This window comes from Phormidium sp. FACHB-1136, from assembly GCF_014697375.1.
GTDB lineage: Bacteria > Cyanobacteriota > Cyanobacteriia > Phormidesmidales > Phormidesmidaceae > Nodosilinea.
On sequence record NZ_JACJRS010000089.1, the window covers coordinates 1 to 22,325 of the forward strand.

General features: G+C 57.6%; 20 protein-coding genes and 1 pseudogene. 11 read left to right on the forward strand and 10 right to left on the reverse strand.

Translation table 11 applies throughout. The features are described from left to right. The 5 genes from H6G62_RS20520 to H6G62_RS20540 form a co-directional block, all read left to right on the forward strand. Window positions 1–693, forward strand: a 693-nt coding sequence (locus H6G62_RS20520) for an ISAs1 family transposase (RefSeq protein WP_190498620.1), incomplete at its 5' end; no start/stop codon positions are given. Between the two features lie 224 nt (window positions 694–917). Beyond that, window positions 918–2,564 (forward strand): MFS transporter, encoded by a 1,647-nt coding sequence (locus tag H6G62_RS20525; protein WP_190498622.1) that lies wholly within the window; start codon window positions 918–920, stop codon window positions 2,562–2,564. Between the two features lie 238 nt (window positions 2,565–2,802). After that, window positions 2,803–3,252: a nucleoside-diphosphate kinase gene (ndk, locus tag H6G62_RS20530; RefSeq protein ID WP_190498624.1), complete on the forward strand. Its 450-nt coding sequence runs from the start codon at window positions 2,803–2,805 to the stop codon at window positions 3,250–3,252. A gap of 99 nt (window positions 3,253–3,351) precedes the next feature. Further along, window positions 3,352–3,882, forward strand: coding sequence for a hypothetical protein (locus tag H6G62_RS20535; RefSeq protein ID WP_190498626.1), 531 nt, complete (start codon window positions 3,352–3,354; stop codon window positions 3,880–3,882). Between the two features lie 164 nt (window positions 3,883–4,046). Then, window positions 4,047–4,955 (forward strand): cation diffusion facilitator family transporter, encoded by a 909-nt coding sequence (locus H6G62_RS20540; protein ID WP_190498628.1) that lies wholly within the window; start codon window positions 4,047–4,049, stop codon window positions 4,953–4,955. A 165-nt stretch (window positions 4,956–5,120) separates the two neighbouring features. On the opposite strand, the gene rpe is transcribed toward H6G62_RS20540, so the two are convergent. Both rpe and H6G62_RS20550 read right to left on the reverse strand, forming a co-directional pair. Continuing rightward, window positions 5,121–5,822, reverse strand: coding sequence for a ribulose-phosphate 3-epimerase (rpe, locus tag H6G62_RS20545; protein WP_190498630.1), 702 nt, complete (start codon window positions 5,820–5,822; stop codon window positions 5,121–5,123). 166 nt (window positions 5,823–5,988) lie between these two features. Next, window positions 5,989–6,333: a hypothetical protein gene (locus H6G62_RS20550; protein ID WP_190498651.1), complete on the reverse strand. Its 345-nt coding sequence runs from the start codon at window positions 6,331–6,333 to the stop codon at window positions 5,989–5,991. Between the two features lie 17 nt (window positions 6,334–6,350). Between H6G62_RS20550 and H6G62_RS27425 the strand changes: the two genes are divergently transcribed. The 3 genes and pseudogenes from H6G62_RS27425 to H6G62_RS20570 form a co-directional block, all read left to right on the forward strand. Further along, the gene (locus H6G62_RS27425; protein WP_199325150.1) at window positions 6,351–6,599 is read left to right on the forward strand and encodes a hypothetical protein; all 249 of its coding nucleotides are present in this window, start codon (window positions 6,351–6,353) and stop codon (window positions 6,597–6,599) included. A gap of 27 nt (window positions 6,600–6,626) precedes the next feature. Then, window positions 6,627–7,330 (forward strand): IS1 family transposase gene (locus tag H6G62_RS20560; protein ID WP_242052187.1). Its coding sequence is split into 2 segments (ribosomal slippage): window positions 6,627–6,951 and window positions 6,951–7,330, totalling 705 coding nucleotides; the frame shifts between segments, so codons are not numbered across the junction. A gap of 186 nt (window positions 7,331–7,516) precedes the next feature. Then, window positions 7,517–7,879 (forward strand): annotated as a pseudogene (locus H6G62_RS20570) (IS1 family transposase); the annotation flags it as partial. Between the two features lie 101 nt (window positions 7,880–7,980). On the opposite strand, the gene H6G62_RS20575 reads toward H6G62_RS20570, so the two are convergent. The 3 genes from H6G62_RS20575 to H6G62_RS20585 form a co-directional block, all read right to left on the reverse strand. Further along, window positions 7,981–9,039: a Rieske 2Fe-2S domain-containing protein gene (locus H6G62_RS20575; RefSeq protein WP_347239394.1), complete on the reverse strand. Its 1,059-nt coding sequence runs from the start codon at window positions 9,037–9,039 to the stop codon at window positions 7,981–7,983. A 272-nt stretch (window positions 9,040–9,311) separates the two neighbouring features. Beyond that, a complete protein-coding gene (locus H6G62_RS20580) occupies window positions 9,312–10,208 on the reverse strand; it encodes a phosphodiester glycosidase family protein (protein ID WP_199325151.1) in 897 nt (298 codons plus the stop codon). 143 nt (window positions 10,209–10,351) lie between these two features. Continuing rightward, the gene (locus H6G62_RS20585) at window positions 10,352–12,277 is read right to left on the reverse strand and encodes a CapA family protein (RefSeq protein ID WP_347239395.1); all 1,926 of its coding nucleotides are present in this window, start codon (window positions 12,275–12,277) and stop codon (window positions 10,352–10,354) included. 274 nt (window positions 12,278–12,551) lie between these two features. Here H6G62_RS20585 and H6G62_RS20590 point away from each other — a divergent pair, with 274 nt between their 5' ends. Beyond that, entirely contained in the window at window positions 12,552–14,303 is a 1,752-nt protein-coding gene (locus tag H6G62_RS20590) for a cation:proton antiporter (protein ID WP_190498636.1), read from the forward strand. 317 nt (window positions 14,304–14,620) lie between these two features. Further along, entirely contained in the window at window positions 14,621–15,121 is a 501-nt protein-coding gene (gene uraD / locus H6G62_RS20595) for a 2-oxo-4-hydroxy-4-carboxy-5-ureidoimidazoline decarboxylase (protein WP_190498638.1), read from the forward strand. 35 nt (window positions 15,122–15,156) lie between these two features. Here uraD and H6G62_RS20600 read toward each other — a convergent pair whose 3' ends face one another. From H6G62_RS20600 to H6G62_RS20615, 4 genes are all read right to left on the reverse strand, one after another. Continuing rightward, a complete protein-coding gene (locus H6G62_RS20600; RefSeq protein ID WP_190498640.1) occupies window positions 15,157–16,584 on the reverse strand; it encodes a toll/interleukin-1 receptor domain-containing protein in 1,428 nt (475 codons plus the stop codon). Between the two features lie 106 nt (window positions 16,585–16,690). Further along, window positions 16,691–17,575, reverse strand: coding sequence for a glycine--tRNA ligase subunit alpha (glyQ, locus tag H6G62_RS20605; protein ID WP_190498642.1), 885 nt, complete (start codon window positions 17,573–17,575; stop codon window positions 16,691–16,693). 175 nt (window positions 17,576–17,750) lie between these two features. Next, a complete protein-coding gene (locus H6G62_RS20610) occupies window positions 17,751–18,218 on the reverse strand; it encodes a hypothetical protein (RefSeq protein WP_190498644.1) in 468 nt (155 codons plus the stop codon). Window positions 18,219–18,430: 212 nt separating this feature from the next. Further along, window positions 18,431–19,417 (reverse strand): GntR family transcriptional regulator, encoded by a 987-nt coding sequence (locus H6G62_RS20615; protein WP_190498646.1) that lies wholly within the window; start codon window positions 19,415–19,417, stop codon window positions 18,431–18,433. 205 nt (window positions 19,418–19,622) lie between these two features. Between H6G62_RS20615 and H6G62_RS20620 the strand changes: the two genes are divergently transcribed. Next, window positions 19,623–20,366 (forward strand): dienelactone hydrolase family protein, encoded by a 744-nt coding sequence (locus H6G62_RS20620; protein WP_190498648.1) that lies wholly within the window; start codon window positions 19,623–19,625, stop codon window positions 20,364–20,366. Between the two features lie 140 nt (window positions 20,367–20,506). On the opposite strand, the gene H6G62_RS20625 is transcribed toward H6G62_RS20620, so the two are convergent. Then, a complete protein-coding gene (locus tag H6G62_RS20625; protein WP_190498650.1) occupies window positions 20,507–21,253 on the reverse strand; it encodes an SH3 domain-containing protein in 747 nt (248 codons plus the stop codon). Window positions 21,254–22,325: the final 1,072 nt, after the last annotated feature.

Consider the following 22,325-nt stretch of genomic DNA (forward strand, 5'->3'; position numbering starts at 1 on the left):
CGTCATCTGGGGGTGATCCATCTGCGGCGGATGGAGAATGCCAAGGCCAGTGAGATTCATGTCGCCCAAGCCCTGATGACCGAGGTCTTACCCCAGTTGCCCCCGGGTCAGACCCTCAGCCTGGATGCCTTGCACACCACGGCGGCGACCGTTGAAACCATCGTGGCCGCCCATCAGCACTATCTATTGCCTGTCAAAGGCAATCGCCCCCACGCTCACGCCGCCATTGAGGTTATCGCCACCACCGTCTCCCCGCAGGACGAGGCCACCGAGATGGATACCTCCCACGGGCGCTCCGTTCAACGACAGGCCCAGATCTTCCCGCCCACCCCGGCGTTGCAGGCCCAGTGGCCCGGTCTCGCCTGGGTCGGGGTGGTTCACCGCAGCGGCGAACGCGACCAAAAACCCTTTTCCGAAACGGTCTACTACCTCGGCAGTGCCCCCTGGACGGCAACCGACCTCCTCCACGCCAGTCAGCAGCATTGGCAGATTGAGAACGGCTTGCACTGGGTCAAAGATGTCACCTTTGAGGAGGATTACCCGCCCCGGCGGGGCGGCCATGCCCCCGTCACCTGGAGTATTTTCAATACCTTTGCCATTACCCTGGCCCGACGGCAAGGCTGGCGAACCGTGCCCCAAGCCCTCAGAAATTGGGCTAATCGGATCCATTACGTTTTTTCTTTATTGGTATGAAACCACCCTGCCTTTTCAAGGGGGGCCAGGGGGGATCAATCCCTGGCAAGGTCAGCATCGATGACTTGTGTGTACTTAGTAGCCCAGGAAGGAGAGGGGGCTGGGGGTGAGGGCTACCAGGGCATAGAGCCACAGAGCTTAACCCGAACTGAGGTTATGATTAGGGGCCATAGTGACGGGTAACAAGATTAGGTTGTCCGATCACCGAGTGGAGCCCCCCAACCATGCGCCTGCAAGCCTCGTTGTCAGACTCTTCGTTTTTAGATCGGTGGGGTGGCCCCATTGGCCTGGGCCTCACCTTTTTTATGCTGTCCTACACCGTGGGGGTGGTGCCGCCGATTATGCCGCCCCTGGTACAGGAATTTGATTCAACGGTGGGCTATGTCCAGTCCTCCCTGGTTTTGATGTCCTTGGTGACGGCCTCCTTTGCCCCCACCGCCGAGAACGTGAGCCGTCGGCTAGGGCGCAAGTGGGTGTTTAACGGAGCCTTGGCCCTGTTTGGCTTGGGCCTCGTTTTGGTGGTTCTCAGTGGTGATATGGGGTTGTTTACCCTGGGCTTAGCGGGATGTACGGGGTTGGCGGCTTCGGTGCTGGTGAGCACCCCCGTGGCCTTGATGGATGGCCGCTACCAGGATGAGGTGATCCAAAAGTATGCCCTCCTGGCGCTCACCCTGGCAGGTGTAGTGGGATCCTTAACGGGGTCAATTCTGGGCGGGGTGCTGGCCTTTCACCTGGGTTGGCGCTGGCCCTTTGGCCTGGAACTGGGGCTGATTCCCATCATTGCCGTCCTGGCTTGGCCCCTGCTGAGGCATCAGCCCACTTCGTCCATTGTGGTGGACTGGGTGGGGGGGCTGCTGTCGGTAGTGGGGTTTGGCTGCACCCTGGTGGGTCTCAGCCTCGCTGCCGACCTCGGCTGGTGGACGCCCAAAGGTAGCCCAGAAACCCAGGGGTTTTGGCTGGCCCCCCTAGGGATTTCCATCGTCCCCGTTTTGCTGGCGGCGGGCATGATTTGCCTGGGGCTGCTGGCCTTTTGGGAGCGGCAGCGCATCCGTCGAGGAGAGGAATCGCTGCTGCGGGTGGGGGTGCTGAATCGCCGCATCTATGCCCTCGGCCTCGCCATTGGCACCCTCCATACCCTGCTCCATGTGGGGGTTCAGTTCAACCTGTTTCAGTTCATTCCGGCGGTAGCGGGGCTGAACCCGGTGCAAACCTCTCTAGTGGTGGCCCCCCTCACCCTAGCCCAGATTGGGGTGCTGGTGGCCCTGGCCAAACGCCGCCCCCGTCAACCCCATCGTTCGCTGCTCCAGTGGGGGTTGGGGATCAAAGCCCTGGGGATTCTGTGGCTCTGGGCCAGCCTTAAGGATCAGCTCACGTTGATCAGCCTCATGCCCGCCCTAGTGGTAATGGGCCTGGGCACGGGCATCTTCGCCACCTACATCACCTCCCTCACCTTTACGGATACCCAGGACAACGAAAAGGCCGAGGCCCGTGGGGTCTACCGTCCCTTCCAAAACCTAGGAGCCTCCCTAGGGCGTGGCATTTTGGGCACCCTCCTAGTGGGGATTGCCTCCGTTCGCATTGTGGACGGTATTTTGGCGGAACTGGGGCAAACCCTCGACCCCGCCCAACGCCGTCAGGCCATTCGTACTCTGCAAACCGCCCTGCAAACCCTGCGCCGCAGCGACCGCCAAGCCCTATTCACGACCCTACCCGATGCGGTGCAACCCGCCCTACCCGATATTCTCCAAACCGCCGCCCTAGAAGCCATGCAACACACCCTGCTGATTGCCTTTGGGCTCTGCCTACTCTGCCTAGGGCTGTCCTTCTGGCTCCCCAAAACCTCTAAACGCCTCGAAGCCGCCATCGAGTAAGGGCGCGGTCTCCTCACAAGGGTTTTGTCTGTTTGGCTGAGAATGACTCAAAATCCTTTTCCAGAAAGGCTTCTAAGAATTTAGAAGCGGTTAACAGTCCAATGCCTGCGCTGGGCGCAACGACAAAAACTCTGGGCAAATCCTTTACAAAGTGGCCACCGTTTCTGAGCATAGAGAAGGTTTGACAGTTTTGTCCGACAGTTTTGACGTACCGTTTTCACGTTAGGAGCCCGTATCTGTGGAACGCACCTTTTTGATGATTAAGCCCGACGGCGTGCAGCGTGGCCTGATCAGCGAGATCATTGGCCGATTTGAGAAAAAAGGCTTCACCCTGGTGGGAATGAAGTTCATGGCGGTGCCCCGCGAACTGGCGGAAAAGCACTACGGCGTTCACCGGGAGCGTCCTTTTTTTGCCGGACTGGTGGATTTCATCACCTCTAGCCCCGTGGTGGCGATGGTGTGGGAAGGGGAAGATGTAATCGCCTCCGCCCGCAAAATCATCGGTGCCACCAAGCCGCAAGAGGCCGATCCCGGCACCATCCGGGGTGACCTGGGCCTCACTGTGGGCCGCAACATCATCCACGGTTCCGATGCCCCCGACACCGCCGAGGCCGAAATTGCCCTCTGGTTCACAGCGGCGGAGCTGGTCTCCTGGAAAACCAGCGCCACCTCCTGGTTGTACGAATAGGTCAGCTTCCCCCTCGTTTCCAGGCAGAGCTTGGGAACGAGGGGTGTACCAAGGCGTAGCAGCGCATCCATCAGCAGCGAAATCATCACGGTATTGACCATGCCCGACCCCCTCAGCGCTGGCGAAGACTCGTCCCTCTCTCCCTCCGATGCCGACCTTCAGCAGGACATTCGGCGGGGGCGGCCCTTTTCCTTGGCCGATGTCATTGGTCAAGAAGCGGGTGGATTTATGAAGGGGGAATCCCCCGTGCCCAAGTTGGTGCAGGTGCAGGCCGAGGCGGTGCAATGCCTCAAGGCGAATCTGGACGACCTGGAAGGTGCCCTTCAGCAGGTGCTGATTCGCTGGCTAGAGGATGATTCTGTCCGACTCAGCCGCCACCTGGATAACCCCACTGGGGCGGTGCAGGACTTGCTGGAGACAGTGCTGGCTTCCCCGGAAACGCTCTACGATCTGGTGCATCAAACCGATGTGCTGTGGGGTCGCCTCTACGACGAACGGCCCCATTTTCAAAAGCCAGGGCAAGCCCCCCACCCCGACGACGAATATACCCACGAATCGGTGCGGGTCGCCCTAGAGGACTGTCTGCAACGGCTGGCCACGATGCATGACAGCCATAGCGCTGAGTGCTGAGTGCCAGTCCGCCATAGCAGGATTGGCGTTTTTGTTTTGTTCAGATTTGGTTCAGATCCGCAGCACACGGGGTACATTGGGGGCGGCTGACTGCACAGATCTCGCTTGGTTCAGGCTCGGTCATCTCGCAGCTAGCCAAGCGTTTAGGAGTTGGGGAGGGAGCCATGGCACAGGCACAGGCCGATGGGGGGGGCGACCATCGCCAAGCCGTCCAGCGGGTGTTGTTGATTACCCTAGGATTGAACTTAACGGTAGTCTTTCTAAAAGCCACGGTGGGCACCATGACCGGATCCCTCAGCCTGATGGCCGATGCGCTCCATAGCGTCACCGATAGCGCCAATAACGTGCTGGGGCTGGCCACTAACCGCCTCGCCAATCCTATTCCTGATCGCGACCATCCCTACGGCCACCACAAATTTGAGGCCATTGGTGCCTTGGGTATCGCGGCTTTTTTGGGCATTGCCTGTTTTGAAATTCTCACCAGCGCCATCGAGCGGTTGCTCACCGGGGGCGAACCCGTCACCATGGGGCCAACGGCTCTGTGGATCATGCTGATTGTTCTGGGCATCAACATCGGGGTGGCCTTTTACGAACGGCGGGTGGGGATTGCCCTCAATAGCAAAATTCTGATCGCCGATGCCCGCCACACCATGAGCGATATTTGGGTCACCATTGTGGTGATGGCCGGATTGATCGGCATTTGGCAGGGTATTCAGTGGCTGGATGTGGCCCTGGCCTTTCCGGTGGCGCTGCTGGTGTTTAAAAGCGGCTGGACGGTGCTGCGGGAAAACCTGCCCTGGCTGGTGGACGAAATGGCCATTGCCCCAGAGGCCATCCACGCTCAGGTGATGAAGGTGCCGGGGGTGGTGAACTGCCACAGCATCGCCTCACGGGGGCTGCTGGGTCGTCAGGTGTTCATCGACATGCACTTGGTCGTCAAGCCCACCAGCGTCGCAGCCGCCCACGCCATCACCGAAGCCGTGGAAGCCCGCCTGGAAGAACTCTATGGCCCCGCCCGCACCACCATCCACATCGAACCCCACACCTACGAATCCGAGCAACTCAGCTACTAACCCTAAATCCGGCTAGTTTACCCCCGACAAACCGTAAAAATAGGCACGGACAATGATGTCCATGCCTATTTGGGTGATTCAGGTTGCTATGGATTCAGCAATCTTGGGTTGATTTCGTGACCTGTAACACCAGGGACAGAGCAAGTCACTAGCCGCTTCAATGCCCTACACCGCTGCCAGTTCGGGGGTGGGACGCTTGCTGTTGCGGATGCCTTCGATGGCGGTGGCATAGTCGGGGGCGTTGAACACCGCAGACCCGGCCACAATGGCGTTGGCTCCGGCTTCTAGCACTTGCCAGGTGTTGTTCACCTTCAGTCCGCCATCCACCTCAATCCAGGGGTCGAGGCCGCGCTCGTCGCACATGTCCCGCAGGGCACGGATTTTGGGCACCATGGTGGGAATGAAGCTCTGGCCGCCAAAGCCGGGGTTGACGCTCATGATCAAAATCAGGTCGCACAGGTCGAGGACGTTCTCGATCAGGGACAGGGGCGAGGAGGGGTTTAGCACCACACCCGCCTGCTTGCCCAGTTCCTTAATTTGGCCCAGGGTGCGGTGCAGGTGGGGCGAGGCGTTGTGTTCGGCGTGGACGGAAATGATGTCGGCCCCGGCCTTAGCGAAGTCGGCCACGTACTTTTCAGGCTCCACAATCATCAGGTGAACATCCAGGGGCTTTTGGGTATAGGGCCGAATGGCGTTCACAATCAGGGGGCCAATGGTGATGTTAGGAACAAACCGACCATCCATCACGTCCACATGAATCCAGTCGGCCCCGGCTTCATCAACAGCTTTGATTTCTTCGCCTAGGCGGCTAAAATCTGCCGATAGGATGGAAGGGGAGATAACGATGGGCTTTTGGCTATGGGGCATGGTGGATGGTTCTCCTTGGTGCGCAATGGCATTCGTAACCATCGTAACAAAGTCTTAAAATGTCTTCTCACAAAAGTTCTGAATTCCTGACCAGCCTTCGTTAAGTTTCGATAGGGGGGCGGTCTCCTCGCCCTGGCTCACCCAGGCAGACGCTAAGGAATGTGGATTAAATAACCTGTACTTCTGGGACGGCAGTGTAGTTCCATTGTGGCAGGACATCATCAAAGACAATGGACATCGTAGACTTGAAGTCTTTGGCCACCTTTCGCCCGGTTTGGTAGGGCTTGTCGAGAATGGCGGCCAACACCTTCAGTCCGGTTCGTGTCGTCGTCTGGGCGATGAGGTCTCGAACTGTCTGAACCCGGTCGAAGATCATGCCTTGACAAGCCCGTGAGCCATGGGGAAACAGGCGATGCTCGATGGGGTTGTACTTGGAGGTGTAGGGGGGAGTGAGCAGGGTAAGCGCAAGAAAAATGGGTCTGTAATATGCTAGGGGTATTGCATACCCAATACCCTACGCGAGTCCTCATGAGTCAAGGCTTTGCTTCCCACAAAGAGACCACTAAAGCGGGGCAGTCCAAACCGCCCTTAGGCGCTGCCACCGATGCGGCAGGAACGTTACCCGGCTTTCTCCTCGCTCTGATACAGTCCAAACCGCCCTTAGGCGCTGCCACCGATGCGGCCTCCATTCAAGAGCAGTGGGAAGCGCACTTTGCCGAACTGCAAGACCCCCGAGGGCGTCAGGGGGTAGAGCATCCGTTTTTGGGCGTTGCATAATTAAAAGATGAATTAGGGTAATCTGCAATGCAATGTCCGGAATGTGGAGCCACTCATATCCGTAAAAATGGCAAGAGAAAAGGTAAGCAAAATCACATCTGTGTCGCTTGCGGTCGTCAGTTTATTGATGCCTACGAACCCTACCGGGGGTACTCCGATGAAGTCCGACGTGAGTGTCTCAAGATGTACACCAACGGCCTCGGGTTTAGAGGGGTTGAGCGGGTCAAAGGGGGGCATCATACGACGGTTATTGCTGGGGTGAAGCAAGTTGGTGAACGCCTCCCGGATGCTTACGATCCCGAAACAACACCCGAGGTCGGCGAACTCGACGAGTTGGAAACCTTTGTAGGCTCAAAAAAAACAAAATTTGGCTGTGGACAGCCGTTGACCCCTTTAAGCAGGGGATTTTAGGCTGGGTCTTAGGCGACCATAGTGCCAAAACCTTTGCCCCACTCTGGTCTATCGTCGCGGCTTGGCATGGCTATTTCTACGTGACGGATGGCTGGTGGGTATCTCCCGGATTCATTCCGGAGGGCGATCAGATGGTCTGCAAGACCGATATGACTCGGGTTGAAGGTGAAAACACTCGCTTACGCCACTATCTAGCTCGGCTACATCGCAAAACGCTGTGCTACGCCAAGTCCCTAGACATGCTGGCTCACTCTGTTCGATGGTTACTTCACCACCTCAAGTTTGAGGATGTTCCGGTTCCTCCTAGATTCATCTCGTAATTCAGCAACGCCGAAACAAAAAACACCGGTCATCCGCCTCAACTCATCGCTTTATCAAAAAGGAATTTCCCTGACCAAACAGGCCATGGTGGCTATTGAGGAACGCTTAGAGCGCAACCCCCTGTTGCCCAAGTGGGATATCCTCATTCGCCCAATCTCAGGGTAATTTCTTTCCTGGAAATCTCCTTAGAAGTGGCCATCAAAATTAAGGGTTCTCAAGGGCAACGGCGAGTGGTTTGGCTCAAGGTGGATCATCCTTTCACCGCCCTGAGTCCGGCATCTGACATTCACGCCAATCACAATGAGGCGAACAATGCGGCCCTTCGGCGACGGTGTAGTGCCTATCGCCGTCGCCAAAATCTCTATGCCAAGACCACCGAGGGCTTACAGCGCAGTTTGGACGTTCAGCGGTTGATCCATAATTGGGTACGCCCCCACTGGGGACTCCAGGGCAAGCAGACCCCCGCGATGGCTATGGGCTTCACAACCCGCCCCATCTCAATGGCTGAATTGCTCAATTCCAGAGGCTTTGAAGCCCTCCTACTTTAGCGAACCAGTGCCGGAATGTCGGTGATCTACTGAGGGTGGCGAAAATTCTCAAATAATATCAAGCCTCTCCTTCGTGCTCTTCGCACCCTTGAGTTGAACGACTAGGCCCGCCACTTGAGGAGTTGCGTTTTCACCGGGGTGACAAACTCTCGCGTTTCGTCCTGGGATCGCTGGTATTCCTTTTTAAGCTGATAGTACCAGCGGGCTAGGGTGTCGGAGTCCTTAATTAGCCGCAGCACCGATTCGTGCTTTAGGCCCTCCTGTTGTTTAATCACCACATCGCGATCCTGCCCCAAAAAGGCGCGAATCAGGGTCGGCAAAATCGGCTTCAGCAGGTTGCCCCAGGGAATATCCCAATACAACTGAAAGGTGACATCGGTTTGGTCGTCGGTTAGGGGCGTTACGGTCGTCAGGTTCACCACCCGATGCTTCGCTGTCGTCGTTTCCTCGGTGCGCACCCCCGGCAGGTAAAAGATAATCTCGTTTTCGGGCACGCCGCCAATCAGCCAATAGCCTCGGCCCATGTGTTCCGGCATTTGGTGTTTGCGCATGGTGAAGCCGTAGGGCGAGGGGTCGAACCATTTGATTTCGTCATTCAGGGCGCCGCCCCGCCACCACCAGGAGCGATGGACAAAGGGCGAATGGGCTGGATCCATCAACCCCACCACCGCATGGTCGATGTAGCAGGGAAAGCGCATGGTGTAGGTGACGTTGGGAGCCACCTCATCGCCAAAACCGGGCACCCTGGGCACATCAAACCGGGGCGGCTGGGACTGGGTACGGTCGGGGTCGGGGATGTATACCCAAATGTTGCCCTGAACTTCTTTGACCTCGTAGCTCCGCACATCAAAGCGGCTCAAGTCCATCTCCTGATCTGGCATCAGGGAGGGAATTTCGGCACACTTGCCCCCCGCATCAAAGCGCCATCCGTGGTAGCAGCACTGGACGGTCTCGCCATCGTACCAGCCGCAGCTAAGGGGTACCGCCCGATGGGGGCAAATGTCGCGAATGGCAAAGGCTTTGCCCTGGTTGGTGCGGCCAAACAAAATCGGCTCGTTCAGAAGGGTCTTGGCCACCATTGTCCCACGCCTGAGGTCGGTGCTGGGCATGGCATGGTACCAAATGTTGCGCAGCAGGTAGATATCGTTTACGGCAACCACAGGCGCTAAACCCTTCGATTCAAACAGCACTCCCTAATCTAGCAGAGGACATTTCCCAGCGGAGCCACCCCTGTCTCATCCTTCAGTTGGAACCACCCCTGGCCGACCCACCAAATCCAACTATCACGCTTGATGCGGAAAGGTCAGGGAAGGCTTGGCGCTGCACCAGACGTTGATGGGTGCTGTGAGACATCGTCAGACCCGTTACCAGTTCAAACTGTCCGGAGTGCTGCAATCAATGATTAGATTGAATAGGGTTTCAGTCTAGCCAATCAAGGGTCAACGGCGGGTTGCGAACTCACCCAGAGGATTGATTTCACTGGACGCTGCACCCTTTCCCCCGCCTGGTTGAGGCGTCCGTAGTGGGTGGTGCCGTTGGCGATCAACGTGGACGAACTGCCGCCATCTAGGTTGAGGGCTTGCACAATGCCCCGTTCCGCCATCAGGTCGGCTAAATCGGGCAAACTCAAGCCCGACGGAGATACCCCCGGCACCTGGGCTACCATCGCCAGCACTACGGCCCCCTCGGCGGTAATGCCCACGGCGGATCGAGCGTTGGCGGCTTGGCTACCGATGGCATCGCGGCCCGTGGCGGGGTCGAGAAACCCTTCTTCGATGGCGGTGCTTTCTGGCAGTAATTGAGGCCCAGCCCCCACGGATTCCGCTAGGACACAGCCATCGGGAATAGGATCTTGGTGGAAGGTGATGGCGTAGCTGGGTATTCCATCGCAGGTGTAGCGGCGAAATTCTGAGCGGTTGAGGATGTTGTCTAAATAGCTGGCTAGATCGGGATTGCCCACCAGACGGTCGTTTTGGCGAGGATCGGCCACCAACTCGCCGTCCATGACCACCGCCGACGTGGTGAGGCCGTTGTTGGGGTCGAAAAAGCCCGCATTGATCGCCGCCGCGCAGTCCGCCCCACAGATTTGATCGGCCATGGCCTCCACGAGAGTGAGATTCTCCGTGACCGCCACCCGCACGGGATAGCGTACCGGGTCGGAGATGGTGACCCAATGCACCGTCGCCGAGGGTAGGCTCAGAGTTTCGTAGACAGGGGGGCGTGTCGGCGCTAGAGCGGAATCTGCCCCGGCTGCATCGGGCGACGGGCTACAGGCCACCAGCCCCAGGGCCACCACACCAAGGCCCATCCCAACATTGCGCAGAACCATCCCAAGACCTACCCAGCCAGACGACTACTGTTTTTCCTAACCTATTTTCCTACCCTAGCCTGATTTTAGGTGGGGAATCCTTGGCTGACTGGCACAACGTCGAAAAGCCGGGATATCTCGTAGGTGGGGTGGCAGCACCTGGGTTAGGGGGTGCGCCAGATGTAACCTTCGTCGTCGATGGTGAGGGGGGTATCGGGGAAGTCTTGGCGGGTGAGGGAACGCACCAGCACGACCCCCTTGAAATGGTCGTCGAGGTAGGGAACGCCGTTGCGATCCAGGGCGACGGGGACAATCCGCCCGCTGGTGAAGTCGCCGTTGCCATCTAGGTTGGCGGTGAGGATGAGGGAGGTGCCCAGATGGCCAGCGGTGGAGAGGGTACGATAGCCGAGGAAATTGCCCAGTGAGTAGGCGATTAGCTTGTTGTTGTAGAGTTCAAGGGCGCGGGGAACGTGGGGGCCATGGCCGAGGACGAGGTCGGCCCCGTTGTCAACCACGGTGCGAGAAAATTGGACGACGTTGCCGCGATTTTCCGAAAGAAAATATTCCGTTTGGTTGCGGGTGGCGGTGGCGTCGCTGCCCTCTTTTCCAGCATGGAAGGACACCACGACAATGTCGGCGTTTTGTTCGGCCTCTTGGACTAGGGCGGCGGCGGCATCCAGGTCGTGGACGGTGTTGTGCTGGTTGAGGTGGCTAAAGGCAATGAAGGCTAGTTTTAGCCCCTTGGCTTCGCTGTAGACAATTTCCCCCTTGCGGCCCACGGCTTTGATGCCCTCCTGCTCTAGGTTGGCCATGGTGTCGATAAAGCCCTGGTCGCCAAAGTCGAAGGCGTGGTTGTTGGCCACGCTCATCACGTTAAAGCCTGCCACCTTCAGCACGCTGGCATACCAAGGCGGGGTGCGAAAGGCAAAGACATTGGCGCGGCCCGTGCCCTTGGGGCTGTTGCGCACTTCGGTGAGGGTACTTTCAAAGTTGCCAAAGACAATATCCGCCTGCTGCAACTGGTATTGAATGCCACCAAACAGGTATTGCCAATCCTGGGGCAGGCGATAGGTGAGGTAGTTGGTGCCGGGGATGACATCTCCCACGGCGTTGATGGTGAGGGTGGGGGGCGCTTGGAGGGCATCGGTGTTGAGGGCCGTGATGCGGCTAGGGGCAAAGATGGGAGTAAGTTGGGGCGGGGCGGGGTTGGCCTCAGCGGCCACGGATTCCGCCGATCGTTCGGCCTCTGGTTCGTTAATGCCATCGATATAAATGCCGAGTTCTGGGGCGGCGGCGGGATCCGCCTCTGGGGCCTTGGCCTGGGAGTCGGTAGCTGAGTCTGAGCTGTTTGTAAATGGGCTACCTGGGGCTGGACTGTCTGTAGCTGGACTGTCTGACGAAAAGCCATCGGGTGGTGTGGAACCTGGGGCTGCTTCCTGGGCGCTAACCTCGGAGGACAGGGGCGCGAGGGAATCGGGCTGGCCATAGCGCCATTGGGCTACCGCTGCCCCTAGCCCCAAACCCAGACCCACCAAGACCACCAACGCTAGACCTCCCTTAAGTTTTCTAGACCGGGATAGGGCATTTACCAACGCCGTCGCCCGTTCTCCCATGACCGGGGGCGGCACAGGCAGCACCAGATCGGCATCGGGGGACATGGGATCGGGGGCGGGCTTAGCGGGCTGAAGGAAATCCGGCAATTGGGGCGATTGTCGCCCAGATTGGGGGGCATCTTCAGTGACCGTGGATGATGTGGGGGGATCGGCCCAATCCCCGGCGGGCAGGTAAAAGGGTTGCCGCCAACGATCCGCCTGGGGCCGATCCGTGCCGTCGATCACCTCCAGGCGATCCAGGCCGTGGGGCGCGAGGTCAGCCACCACGTCATACACCGCCGAGGCATAGGCCGCTGGAGTCTCGCCCCCGGTTACGGTGAGAAAGACGTAAAGGGTAGCGCCTCGCCGAGACACTTCAAACCGCAGCTTAGGATCGGCAGAGGACTGGTCTAACAGCGTTTCGATGGCGCGAACGTCCCCCGTTCGGGCCAGGGGCTTGAGGGACTGGAGGTCGGCGGGATGGCTAGGGTTTGGCACGGGGGCAGGACAAGGCAGCTACGCCCAAATCATATCGACTGACTTTGGGTTGAGAACAAGATTTTTCAGGCACTTTAGCCGAACTAACCATTCTGGTTTCCATCGCTACAAAACGTCATAATTTAGGGGAACCCATTTCGAGAAAACTCTCTAGAGAGAACGCTCCTTAATACCCAATCCGGCTCGCTTACCCCCGGCATTGGTGGGTGAGGAGACCTCACCCCTACGTCCCCCATCTCCCCATCTCCCCGTCCCCCCGTCCTCCAATCCCCCTATGACCGCCGAACCGAATTTTGTCTTAGATCTCACGCTGGCCCTGGGCACCTCGGCCATGGGGGGCTACATTGCCCATCGCCTGAAGCAACCCGCCCTGCTGGGCTATCTGCTAACGGGGTTAATCATCGGCCCCTTCGGCTTTGGGCTGCAAACCGATGTGGAGCAAATTCAGGCTCTCGCCGAGGTAGGGATTGCCTTTCTGCTATTTGCCCTGGGGGTAGAGTTTTCCCTGACGGAACTGAAGCGGGTGAAGGCCATTGCTCTCCAGGGCAGTGTGCTGCAAATTGGGTTAACGACGCTGCTGGTGGCCTCGGTGTCGCTGCTGTCGGGGTCGGCCCGCACCCCTTTGCAGGGAATCTTTCTAGGACTGGTGTTGTCCCTGTCGTCCACGGCGGTGGTGCTGAAAACCTTGACGGAACGGGGCGAAACCAGCACCGTTCACGGTCAGGTGATGCTAGGTCTGTTGATTGCCCAGGACTTGGCCCTAGGGTTAATGCTGGCCCTGCTGCCCGTGCTGAATCAGCCCGATGCCGTGGGTCTAGCCTTGGGATTAGCCCTGCTGAAGATTCTGGGCTTTTTGGCGGGGGCCATTGCCCTAGGCCGCTGGGTGGTGCCTCGGTTGATTCAGCACATCGCCGCCACCGAAAGCAGCGAGCTGTTTTTGCTGACGGTGGTGGCCCTCTGCTTGGGGGTGGCCTGGGTGACTTCAAAGCTGGGCCTCTCCATTGCCATGGGAGCCTTTGTGGCAGGGCTGATGATTTCCGAAATTGACTATGCCGACCAAGCCCTCGGCAAAATTCTGCCCCTGCGCGATACCTTTGCCTGCCTGTTCTTTGCCTCCATCGGCATGTTGATCGACCCTGTTTTGATCTTCCACAATCTGGGCACCATTTTGGAACTGGTGGCGCTGATTATGGTGGGTAAGGCGCTAGTCATTTTGCCCATTGTGCTGGGGTTCGGCTACTCCCTCAACACCGCCGTTAAAACCAGTTTCGGGCTGAACCAAATTGGGGAATTTTCCTTTGTGCTGGCCCTGGGTGGCCTGGAAATGGGCCTGATTACTGAAAACCGCTACACCCTGCTGCTGGGTACCATCGCCATTTCCCTAATGCTAACGCCCCTCTGGATTGCCCTCGCTCCCCGCATGGTGGATCTCCTCCACCGCCTGCCCATGCTGAAGGAGATCCTCAACCGGGCCGAGGAACCCAAGCTGCTGTCGGTGCCCGCCGACCTGCGCGACCATGTGATTGTGGCGGGCTATGGCCGCGTGGGGGAGGTGCTGGTCAACGTGCTACTCAGCCGGGGCTACTCGGTGCTGGTGGTGGAAAACAGCGAAACCGCCGTGCAACGCCTCCGCAATCGCCATGTGCCCCTGGTGCCCATCCCCTTTGTCTATGGCGACGCCGACAACGAACTGGTGCTCGACAAAACCCGCCTCGACACCGCCAAGGCTCTGGCCATCACCCTACCCGACCCCGCCACCACCCGCCTCGTGCTCCAGCGTGCCCTGGCGCGGGTGCCCGACCTCGATGTAATTGCCCGCTCCCACACCAACGAAGAAATCGACGTGCTCACCCAATTGGGAGCGCGGGAAGTGGTGCAGCCCGAATTTGAGGCCGCCCTAGAACTCGGTTCCCACCTGCTCAACACCCTGGGGGAACCCTCCCTCAACATTCAGGCCGTCCTAGACCGCATCCGCGACGACCGCTACCGCACCATCCGCCCCGTCGCCCAGGTGGGGGAAGCCTAACCCAGCCTAAAGCGCTGTCCAATCTCAGCCGCCTTAGTCGCCCGATCAATGCCCGCGAGAGGGATCTTCTCGGATCACAACCGATTCACCAGTACCTTGGCCTCCTGCGGCTTCGGTTGCCATGGCAGCTTTCCCGCGAATTGACCCACAGGCCCGACCTTGGTCATTTTGCTTCCCCCGGTGGCTGGTACCGTTCTTGGAGATACGGCTCGTGTTATTTTCTTGGTCCTGCCTTGTTCTTCTCCTGGCATACTGTGTACCGAGGCTCTAGCGCCATCGTGGTGGTGGCCCCGTTGTTGGTTTCTGCGTAATCGACTATGCCCTACTCCCTCGTCCAACTTAACCAGATGACCGAGGCCGAATTTGTCCAAGCCATCGGCCCCGCCTTTGAAGACACACCGCAGATTGCCGCTCAGGTTTGGGCCCAGCGGCCCTTTGCTTCTGTGGCGGATTTGCACAGCAAAATGGTGGCGATTGTTCGAGCGATGACCGATGCGGATCAATTAACGCTGATCAAAGCCCACCCCGACCTGGGTAGCCGTGTGGCCATGGCCGAAGCCTCTGTGGCAGAGCAAAGTCAGGCGGGGCTAAGCCAGCTTTCGGCGGCAGAATACGAGCGCTTCCAATCCCTAAACCAGCGCTACAAAGATCGGTTTGGCTTTCCCTTTATCCTGGCCGTGGCAGGCCACACCAAAGCATCCATTTTGGAAAACTTCACTCAGCGCCTCGACCACGACCTCGCCACCGAAAAAGCCACCGCCCTCAGCCAAATCGAGACCATCGCCCACCTGCGCCTATCTAGCTGGATGCAGGGCTAGGAATTGGTTGATATGAATGGTTACGTTGATGCGCTCTACGTCCCACAAGGTGAGAACGGCGGTGGGGAAAACTGAGGAACATGGCCCGATAGTTGGGTGCAACTGCGTTGTAGCAAGGTTGATACATCCAGATTGGGGCTGATGGCCTGGGCCACTGGCGTGGCGGCGAGGGCTTGTTGCAAAAGGTGCTGGGTCTGGGTCTGTCGGACTGGGGTTTGCATGGCCTGGGGCAACCGTTGAAAGACCTGTCCGGCCTGGGTTGCGGCGAAGAGAGCATCCCAAGCCGGATCGTCTGCGGCATTCACCCCATTGGCCTGTGACAACACCTCGGCGAGTTGGGAGAGGGCTTGCCATTGACCGAGTTCAGCCTGGGCTTGGGCCTGCCGTGCCTGGTAGAGCAGGGTACCGCTGAAGAGCCCGATAACCACCGCCACCGCCAAGATCGCGGTGACGATACGCAACCAACGGCGCTGTTCCGCCAGAATGGCGGATTGTCGGCCCAGATCGCTATCTCGTAGGGCGGCTTCGGCTTCGGCACTGGCCCGCACATAGCGGTGGTGGAGGGCGGTGGGGCGAGGCTCTTGGTGAATGCCCTGGGCGAGGTGTTCGTTGGCGCGGGCAAGGTCTGATCCCCGCAAGAGGTAGCTATGGTCCTGGCCGTGGCGCTCCCAGTCAAGGGCACGTACCAGCAGGCGGGTGTGGGTGCGCACATAGTCGAGGTCTTGGTCGAGGGCGGCGATCAGCCGCTGAAAGCCCTGCTGAAAGTTATCTTCTGGGCGCAGAAAAATCCAGTTGAGGCGAGCCAATTCTGGGTGTACCTGTTCCGGCGGCACCTCCTCAAACACCAGCGGAACCAGGCGTTTGTTGTGCTTCAGGGCTTCCTCAATTTCCTGCCCACACACCTTAGAAGCTACGGAATCGGGGCTGAGCACAAATAGAAAGGTATCCGCCAGTTCAATGCCGAGCTGAATTTCCTGCCACCAGTCTCCGGCCACGGGGATACTCTCCCAATCGACCCACACCTCTCGCCCGGTGGCCTCTAGGGCGCTGTGGATCTGCTGCACAAAGTCCTTGTTGCGACGGGAATAGGAGATAAAAACGTTGGCCTGTTCGCTATTGCGATCCAAAACCTGCCACACATCGGTGGGCATCTGGCGGCCCGATTTTGGGGCCAGCTTCACCCGGTAGTAGAGGTTTCCCTGGCGGTCGAGGGTGTAGACATAGCCCTGATCTAGCAGTTCATCCAGGCGGGTTTGCACCTGGGCAAGGGGCTGATTAAGCTGGGTGGCAAGGTCGATGGGGGTGGCTTCGTAATGGCGGATCAGCCAATTCACGATGGCCTGCTGATCCTCCGGCATGGTGAGAACATCGGACATTCGCAATCCTGGCGACAGATCCGGCCTACGGGATCGTCGCCCCTGCAATGCGCCAGTTAGGAGTGCATCTAAGTCGTCATCGGCCATGGAACACCGTCCTCCAGCCACAGGTTTGTGGGACAATTCAGCCTGGTAGACACCGTGGCCCACCGCCCAGAATTATCCCCTATCACCGTAGCAAACTTCCCGAATCCTAGACCGCTGTGGGGCTGGCCTTGAGCAGGGGAAATCCAAGGGCTTCTCGCTGTTCAAGGTACAGCTGGGCTACCCGGCGGGCCAGGGCGCGAACTTGGCGAATGTAGCGGGTGCGTTCGGTGACGGAAATCACCCCCCGCGCATCCAGCAGGTTGAAGGTGTGGGAGCACTTGAGAACATAGTCGTAGCTGGGCAGCACCAGGCCGCGATCCATCAGTTGCTCGGCTTCTTTTTGGTACAGCTCAAACCGCTGAAACAGCAGTTCGGGGTCGGAGGCTTCAAAGTTGTAGGTGGAGTTTTCGATCTCCGCCTGCATGTAGATGTCGCCGTAGGTGAGTTGGTCGTTCCACTGAATTTTGGCGATGGCATCCACCTCTTGCAGGTACATGGTGAGTCGCTCTAGGCCGTAGGTTAGCTCAATGGACACGGGCCGACAATCAATGCCGCCGCACTGCTGAAAGTAGGTGAACTGGGTGATTTCCATGCCGTCGAGCCACACTTCCCAGCCCACGCCCCAGGCCCCCACGGCGGCGTCTTCCCAGTTGTCTTCCACAAAGCGAATATCGTGGTCTTCAGGCTTAATGCCCAGCGCCCGCAGCGACTCGATGTAGGTGTCCTGAATATTGTCCGGCGAGGGCTTAATCAACACCTGGTACTGGAAATAATGCTGGTAGCGGTTGGGGTTTTCGCCATAGCGGCCATCTGCCGGACGCCGACAGGGTTCGGCATAGGCCACGGCCCAGGGTTCTGGCCCCAGCGCCCGCAAAAAGGTGTGGGGGCTTTTGGTGCCTGCGCCCTTTTCGGTGTCGTAGGGTTGCACAATCACACAGCCCTGTTTGGCCCAAAAGTCGTTTAGCGTTGCAATGACAGACTGAAAATTCACGATATTTCCCCTATCCAATGTTTCCCCTATCCACAGGGAGCCCGTCACGTCGCTCAGCGGCGCTAAGGCACTAGGGTCTTATTCTCTCCTAAATTTTGGCTCAGTTTTGGCAAAACTTTTGCCCCCAAACGGGCTTCCCCCAGTGGGTCATCCTCAATTTGACTGAGGGGCCAGATTAAAGGCCGCGGCTAAAGGCGTCGATCAGCTTGTCGAGGTGATTGTTAATGAGTAAGGATCCCTCGGCGGGAAAGGTGGCGGATACTTCTTGTTGAAGGGCTCGATAGGCGTCAATGGCGGAGCTTTCCTTGTGGAGGGCACGGGTGATGTTTTGCATCCACAGCACATACTCTTCGATGAACCCCTGGGAGTCGTCGAGAATGATGGCCTGGGCGATGCACTGAAGGGTGTAAAGCATGTCGCGCTGGCACTTTGACCCATGCTCCGTGATCACTTTTCGGTGGGAGGTTTGCATGAGGCGGCGCAGGCTACCGAGAACGAGGGTTTCGCTTTTCTCCTTCAGCACGGCGTAGGTGGTGAACCGAGTTTCGTAGGAGGCAACAAACTGGGCTAGGGGGCGTAGTTCGATATCACTTAGGTAGCGGCCATCAGACGCTTGAATGGATTCAATGAGGACTTTGTTCATGGCAGGGGAAACGGATGAAAAGACAGGGAACCCGTGGATGGTCGTTTGAAAACCCTTCTTCAGGAGGGCGGGACGCTTGAAACATACGCTAAAAAAGCGATGTCTAAACCACAGCAAAATACTCTTTATAACCTGCCCGAAATTTTTGCCCGTTGTAACCGTACATCTACTCTTTGGGGGATGCGTTGCATTACGGATGGCAATGGTAAGGATTAATCGAGTCCTAGTTCCCGTTTGAGCAGGTTGATGGATTTCTCGCCAATGTAGTTGTCGCACACGACGAGGCGCGGGGGGCGAATCAGGTCTTCACGGGCAGCGGCGATGGTGTTCTTCACCGTGGGCAGGCTGGCTTCGTCAAACACTACGATGGTTTGGGCACTGCGCACCACAGCATCGAGCTTGTAGTGGTCTTCGGTTTGGGCCGTCATGACTAGGATGCCGTCGCCGCGCAGGCTGTAGCTAATCACTTCAGCGGCGCGTAGAATGCCCGTACTGAGGCTAACCATGCCGAGGCAGGTGCCCTGGGGTAGATCCTTTAGTAGGCTCAGTTCTTTTTTATAGTCGTAAATATCCACGGCGATGACCCGCACGGACTTGGGGGCGGCGATGGCCTCGGCCTCATTGATGAAGTAGCGGCTGGTGACCACCGTGCCCGACCGAGCCTGGGCCAGGACCACCTCCAGTTCCTCTAGGGGCACCAGTTGCAGGGGAATTTTCAGGGCGGCTTCTAGCTCTCGGGCAATCAGTTGGCCCGCGCCGATGTCTTGGTGGGGTACCGTCACCAGCACCCGCGCACTGCATCGTAGCCGCCAGTCAATTTCCGCCAAAAACAACTCCCGTGCCTGGTTGAGGGAACAGCCCTGGCGCAGCAGTTCATCCAGGCCCGATTCCACTACGTTGCGGGCCTGGGGAAACTCATCCCACAGGGCCGACTGGGGCCGCGCACTTTCCCCCACGCCTTGATCCCGCACGTAAATCCCTGATCCCGGCATGGCCTCCACGACGCCAGCATCCTCAAGTTGGCGATAGACCTTGCTGATGGTGTTGCGGTGTAGCCCTGTGTGCATGGCCAGTTGGCGGGTGCTGGGCAGGCGATACCCCGGCGGATATTGACGGGAGGCAATGGCAAACCAAATTTGGTCGTAGAGCTGGGTCGAAGCGGGAATGTCGCTATCGGGCTGAATATGGAACTGCACCACCGCATTTACCTCCCTTGCATGGCCGCGTTGTGATGAATCGAGTGAGAACCGATATTCAGGTGATCCATCGGCGGTACTGCTAATTTAGGACGAAAATTCCGAAACTCAACGATTTCCCTGCGGTGCGACGGGGCAACGCAATAATTTTTGACATTCGCCCCATCTCCAGCGGTAAGGTAGGGATTGTTCCTCACCCCCATCCGCCATGTCTTCCCTGGTGCGTAGCGCGACGGTTTCGATTAACAGCGGTCATGTGCAAATTCCGGCCTATTTAGCCGAGCCCTCCCGCGAGGGGTTGTTTGGCGGCATTGTGGTGATCCAAGAGGTGTTTGGGGTCAACAGCCACATCCGCGAAGTGACGGAACGCCTTGCCGCAGCGGGCTATGTGGCCATTGCGCCCCACATCTACCATCGCCAAGCCCCCAATTTTGAGGTGGGCTACACCGAAGACGCTCTAGAACTGGGCCGCAAGTACAAGATGGGCACCCGTTCTGAAGAATTACTCCGCGATATACAGGGGGCGATTGATGCCCTGCTATTGAAGGAAAATGTGCGTCCCGTGGGGGTGGGCTGCATGGGGTTTTGCTTTGGGGGCCATGTGGCCTACCTCGCCGCCACGCTGTCCCAGGTGCGGGCCACGGCTTCGTTCTATGGGGCAGGGATTGTCAACAGCACTCCGGGCGGCGGTGCCCCCACCCTCAGCCGCACTCCTGAGATTAGCGGCACCGTCTATGGCTTCTTTGGCGAAAAAGATCCCCTGATTCCCCTGGAGGAGGTCGATCAACTCGAAGCAACCCTAACAACCCACCAGGTACCCCACAAAATTTTCCGCTACCCAGAGGCCGAGCATGGCTTTTTCTGCGACCAGCGCTACAGCTACAACGCCGCCGCTGCCCAAGATGCCTGGGAACAGGTGATGGAACTGTTTAAGACCACACTGGGGGGTTAGGTCGGGAGTGATCACGTCCAGCCCTGTTGCGTCAATAGAGGTCATGGTGCTCTATCAACCGTTGCCATCTGCCCCAACATGCCTTGCGGCAAACCCCACGGTAGAGCCCTGGGATCTGAGGTACCTGTGGACGTGCCCCATTAGCGGCACACCGTTCGACCGTTAAAGATGTTGTAGAGCACGGTGATCTCATCCCCCGGTTTGGCGGCTTGGTTAGACAGGTGATCCACCCGCACCTCCGATTCGCCAAGTTGGCCCTTCCAAACCCCGTGCTGGGCATCGGTGGTGCCGGAATAGCTGAGGCTGGCCGTCATTGGCTCGGCATTACCGGAGGTGAGGGTAAATCGGCTAAAGCCCGACTCGCGGCTGTAGTTGACGGTGAAGGTTGCCCCGTTAGAGAACGTTCCGGTGCAGGTCATCGAGAGGTTATCCGTCGGGGGTGGTGGTTCTGGCGGTGTCGGACGGTCCGAGGTCAGATTTTCCTGGCCATCCACCACAATGTTGCCGCCATAGGCCCAACCCAGCCGGGGCGATAGATTGCTCCTCACCTGGTACCAGATGCTATCGCCCATGGCGGTTTCGGCGAAAATCTCTAGCCGAGTGCCGTTGGGGGCCGCGTAGATCACAGGCGTATTCGTGCCGGGGGCGATGTGGATTCGCAGAGAGGGTTCGGCCCGCACGGTGCCCGCCTTGATGGGGTTACCCGGATCGGGTTCCGGCTCTGGCGCGGGTTCCGGCGTGGGAGTTTGATCCTCGGCGTCTAGTTCGGTCACCTCCGGTTCGGTGATGGCCACATCGGGATTATCCGGCTCCACCGCAACCGGGGGCGTCCGCTGACAGGCCGTTGTCCAAAGGCCCAACAACAGGACAAACGTAAACCATTTCATGCTTTTCACAGGTTGAACAATGAATCGATTGAACGATGAACCTACACGGATAGACGGCATTGGCCCCATGACGGCATCCCTAGCCAAGACACGTTAGGGAGCATCATGATTGCAGATAATTTGTCAGAGGAAGGACGGCCATACCCTAGGCTACTTATATCCCATTACGCCATGGTTTTGAGGAAACAATAGCAATTATTAAGCCGATCTCAACGCCTATCATCAGACCTCGTGTTAGTCAGATCCTTTACCCAGTCAGCCCCTAGATTCCTTACCTAACAAGGCCGAGGACGACTCCCCTAAAAATGTTATCCCTACAACGTCAAAAGACTTTCACGAAATTAAAGACCCAAACGAAGCTAGGTCTGTTTTTTTGGAGAGCGATAAAAGTACCCAAAGATGACTTTATATTTCAAAAAATCTTAATTGTTACTATTGGCAAAGGAGGCGTATTATACGGTTGATTCATGCTGCCTAAGTAAGCCGACAGTGGGCCAACCTAGCTCGGTAGGCAAGAAGTAAACGTCCTTTTGGTTAAGTTTTTGTCGTGAGATTTAAGGAGTGGGCACCTCGAAAAATACTGAAGGCACTGTCTCACAATGAGACTCATGTCGAAATCTAGATTCCTGAAATATTTGCTAATAGTCCAATATTTGATCATTAGTATTTTGATTTTTAAAGAGATGGTCGATAGACACAAAAAGATGAGATCATAGACAGTATAAATTACTCACTTCTCATCAAGACTATGGGACAAAAAGGATTCTGGGACTTTGAGGAACGCCAGCAGGAATTGCTCAACAAAAATAAAACCTTAAAATATCTCAATGACATTATTCCTTGGGAGTTATTCCGAGATGAACTAGAGGGCACCTCGAAAAATACTGAAGGCACTGTCTCACAATGAGACTCATGTCGAAATCTAGATTCCTGAAATATTTGCTAATAGCCCAATATTTGATCATTAAGCTGTTAGTCATCTAAACTGCGTATAATACATTAAAATTCTGGAATAAGCCATGGGAGTCAGAAACTATCTAACGTCAGAGGAAAAGCAAGAGCTTCAGAAGCA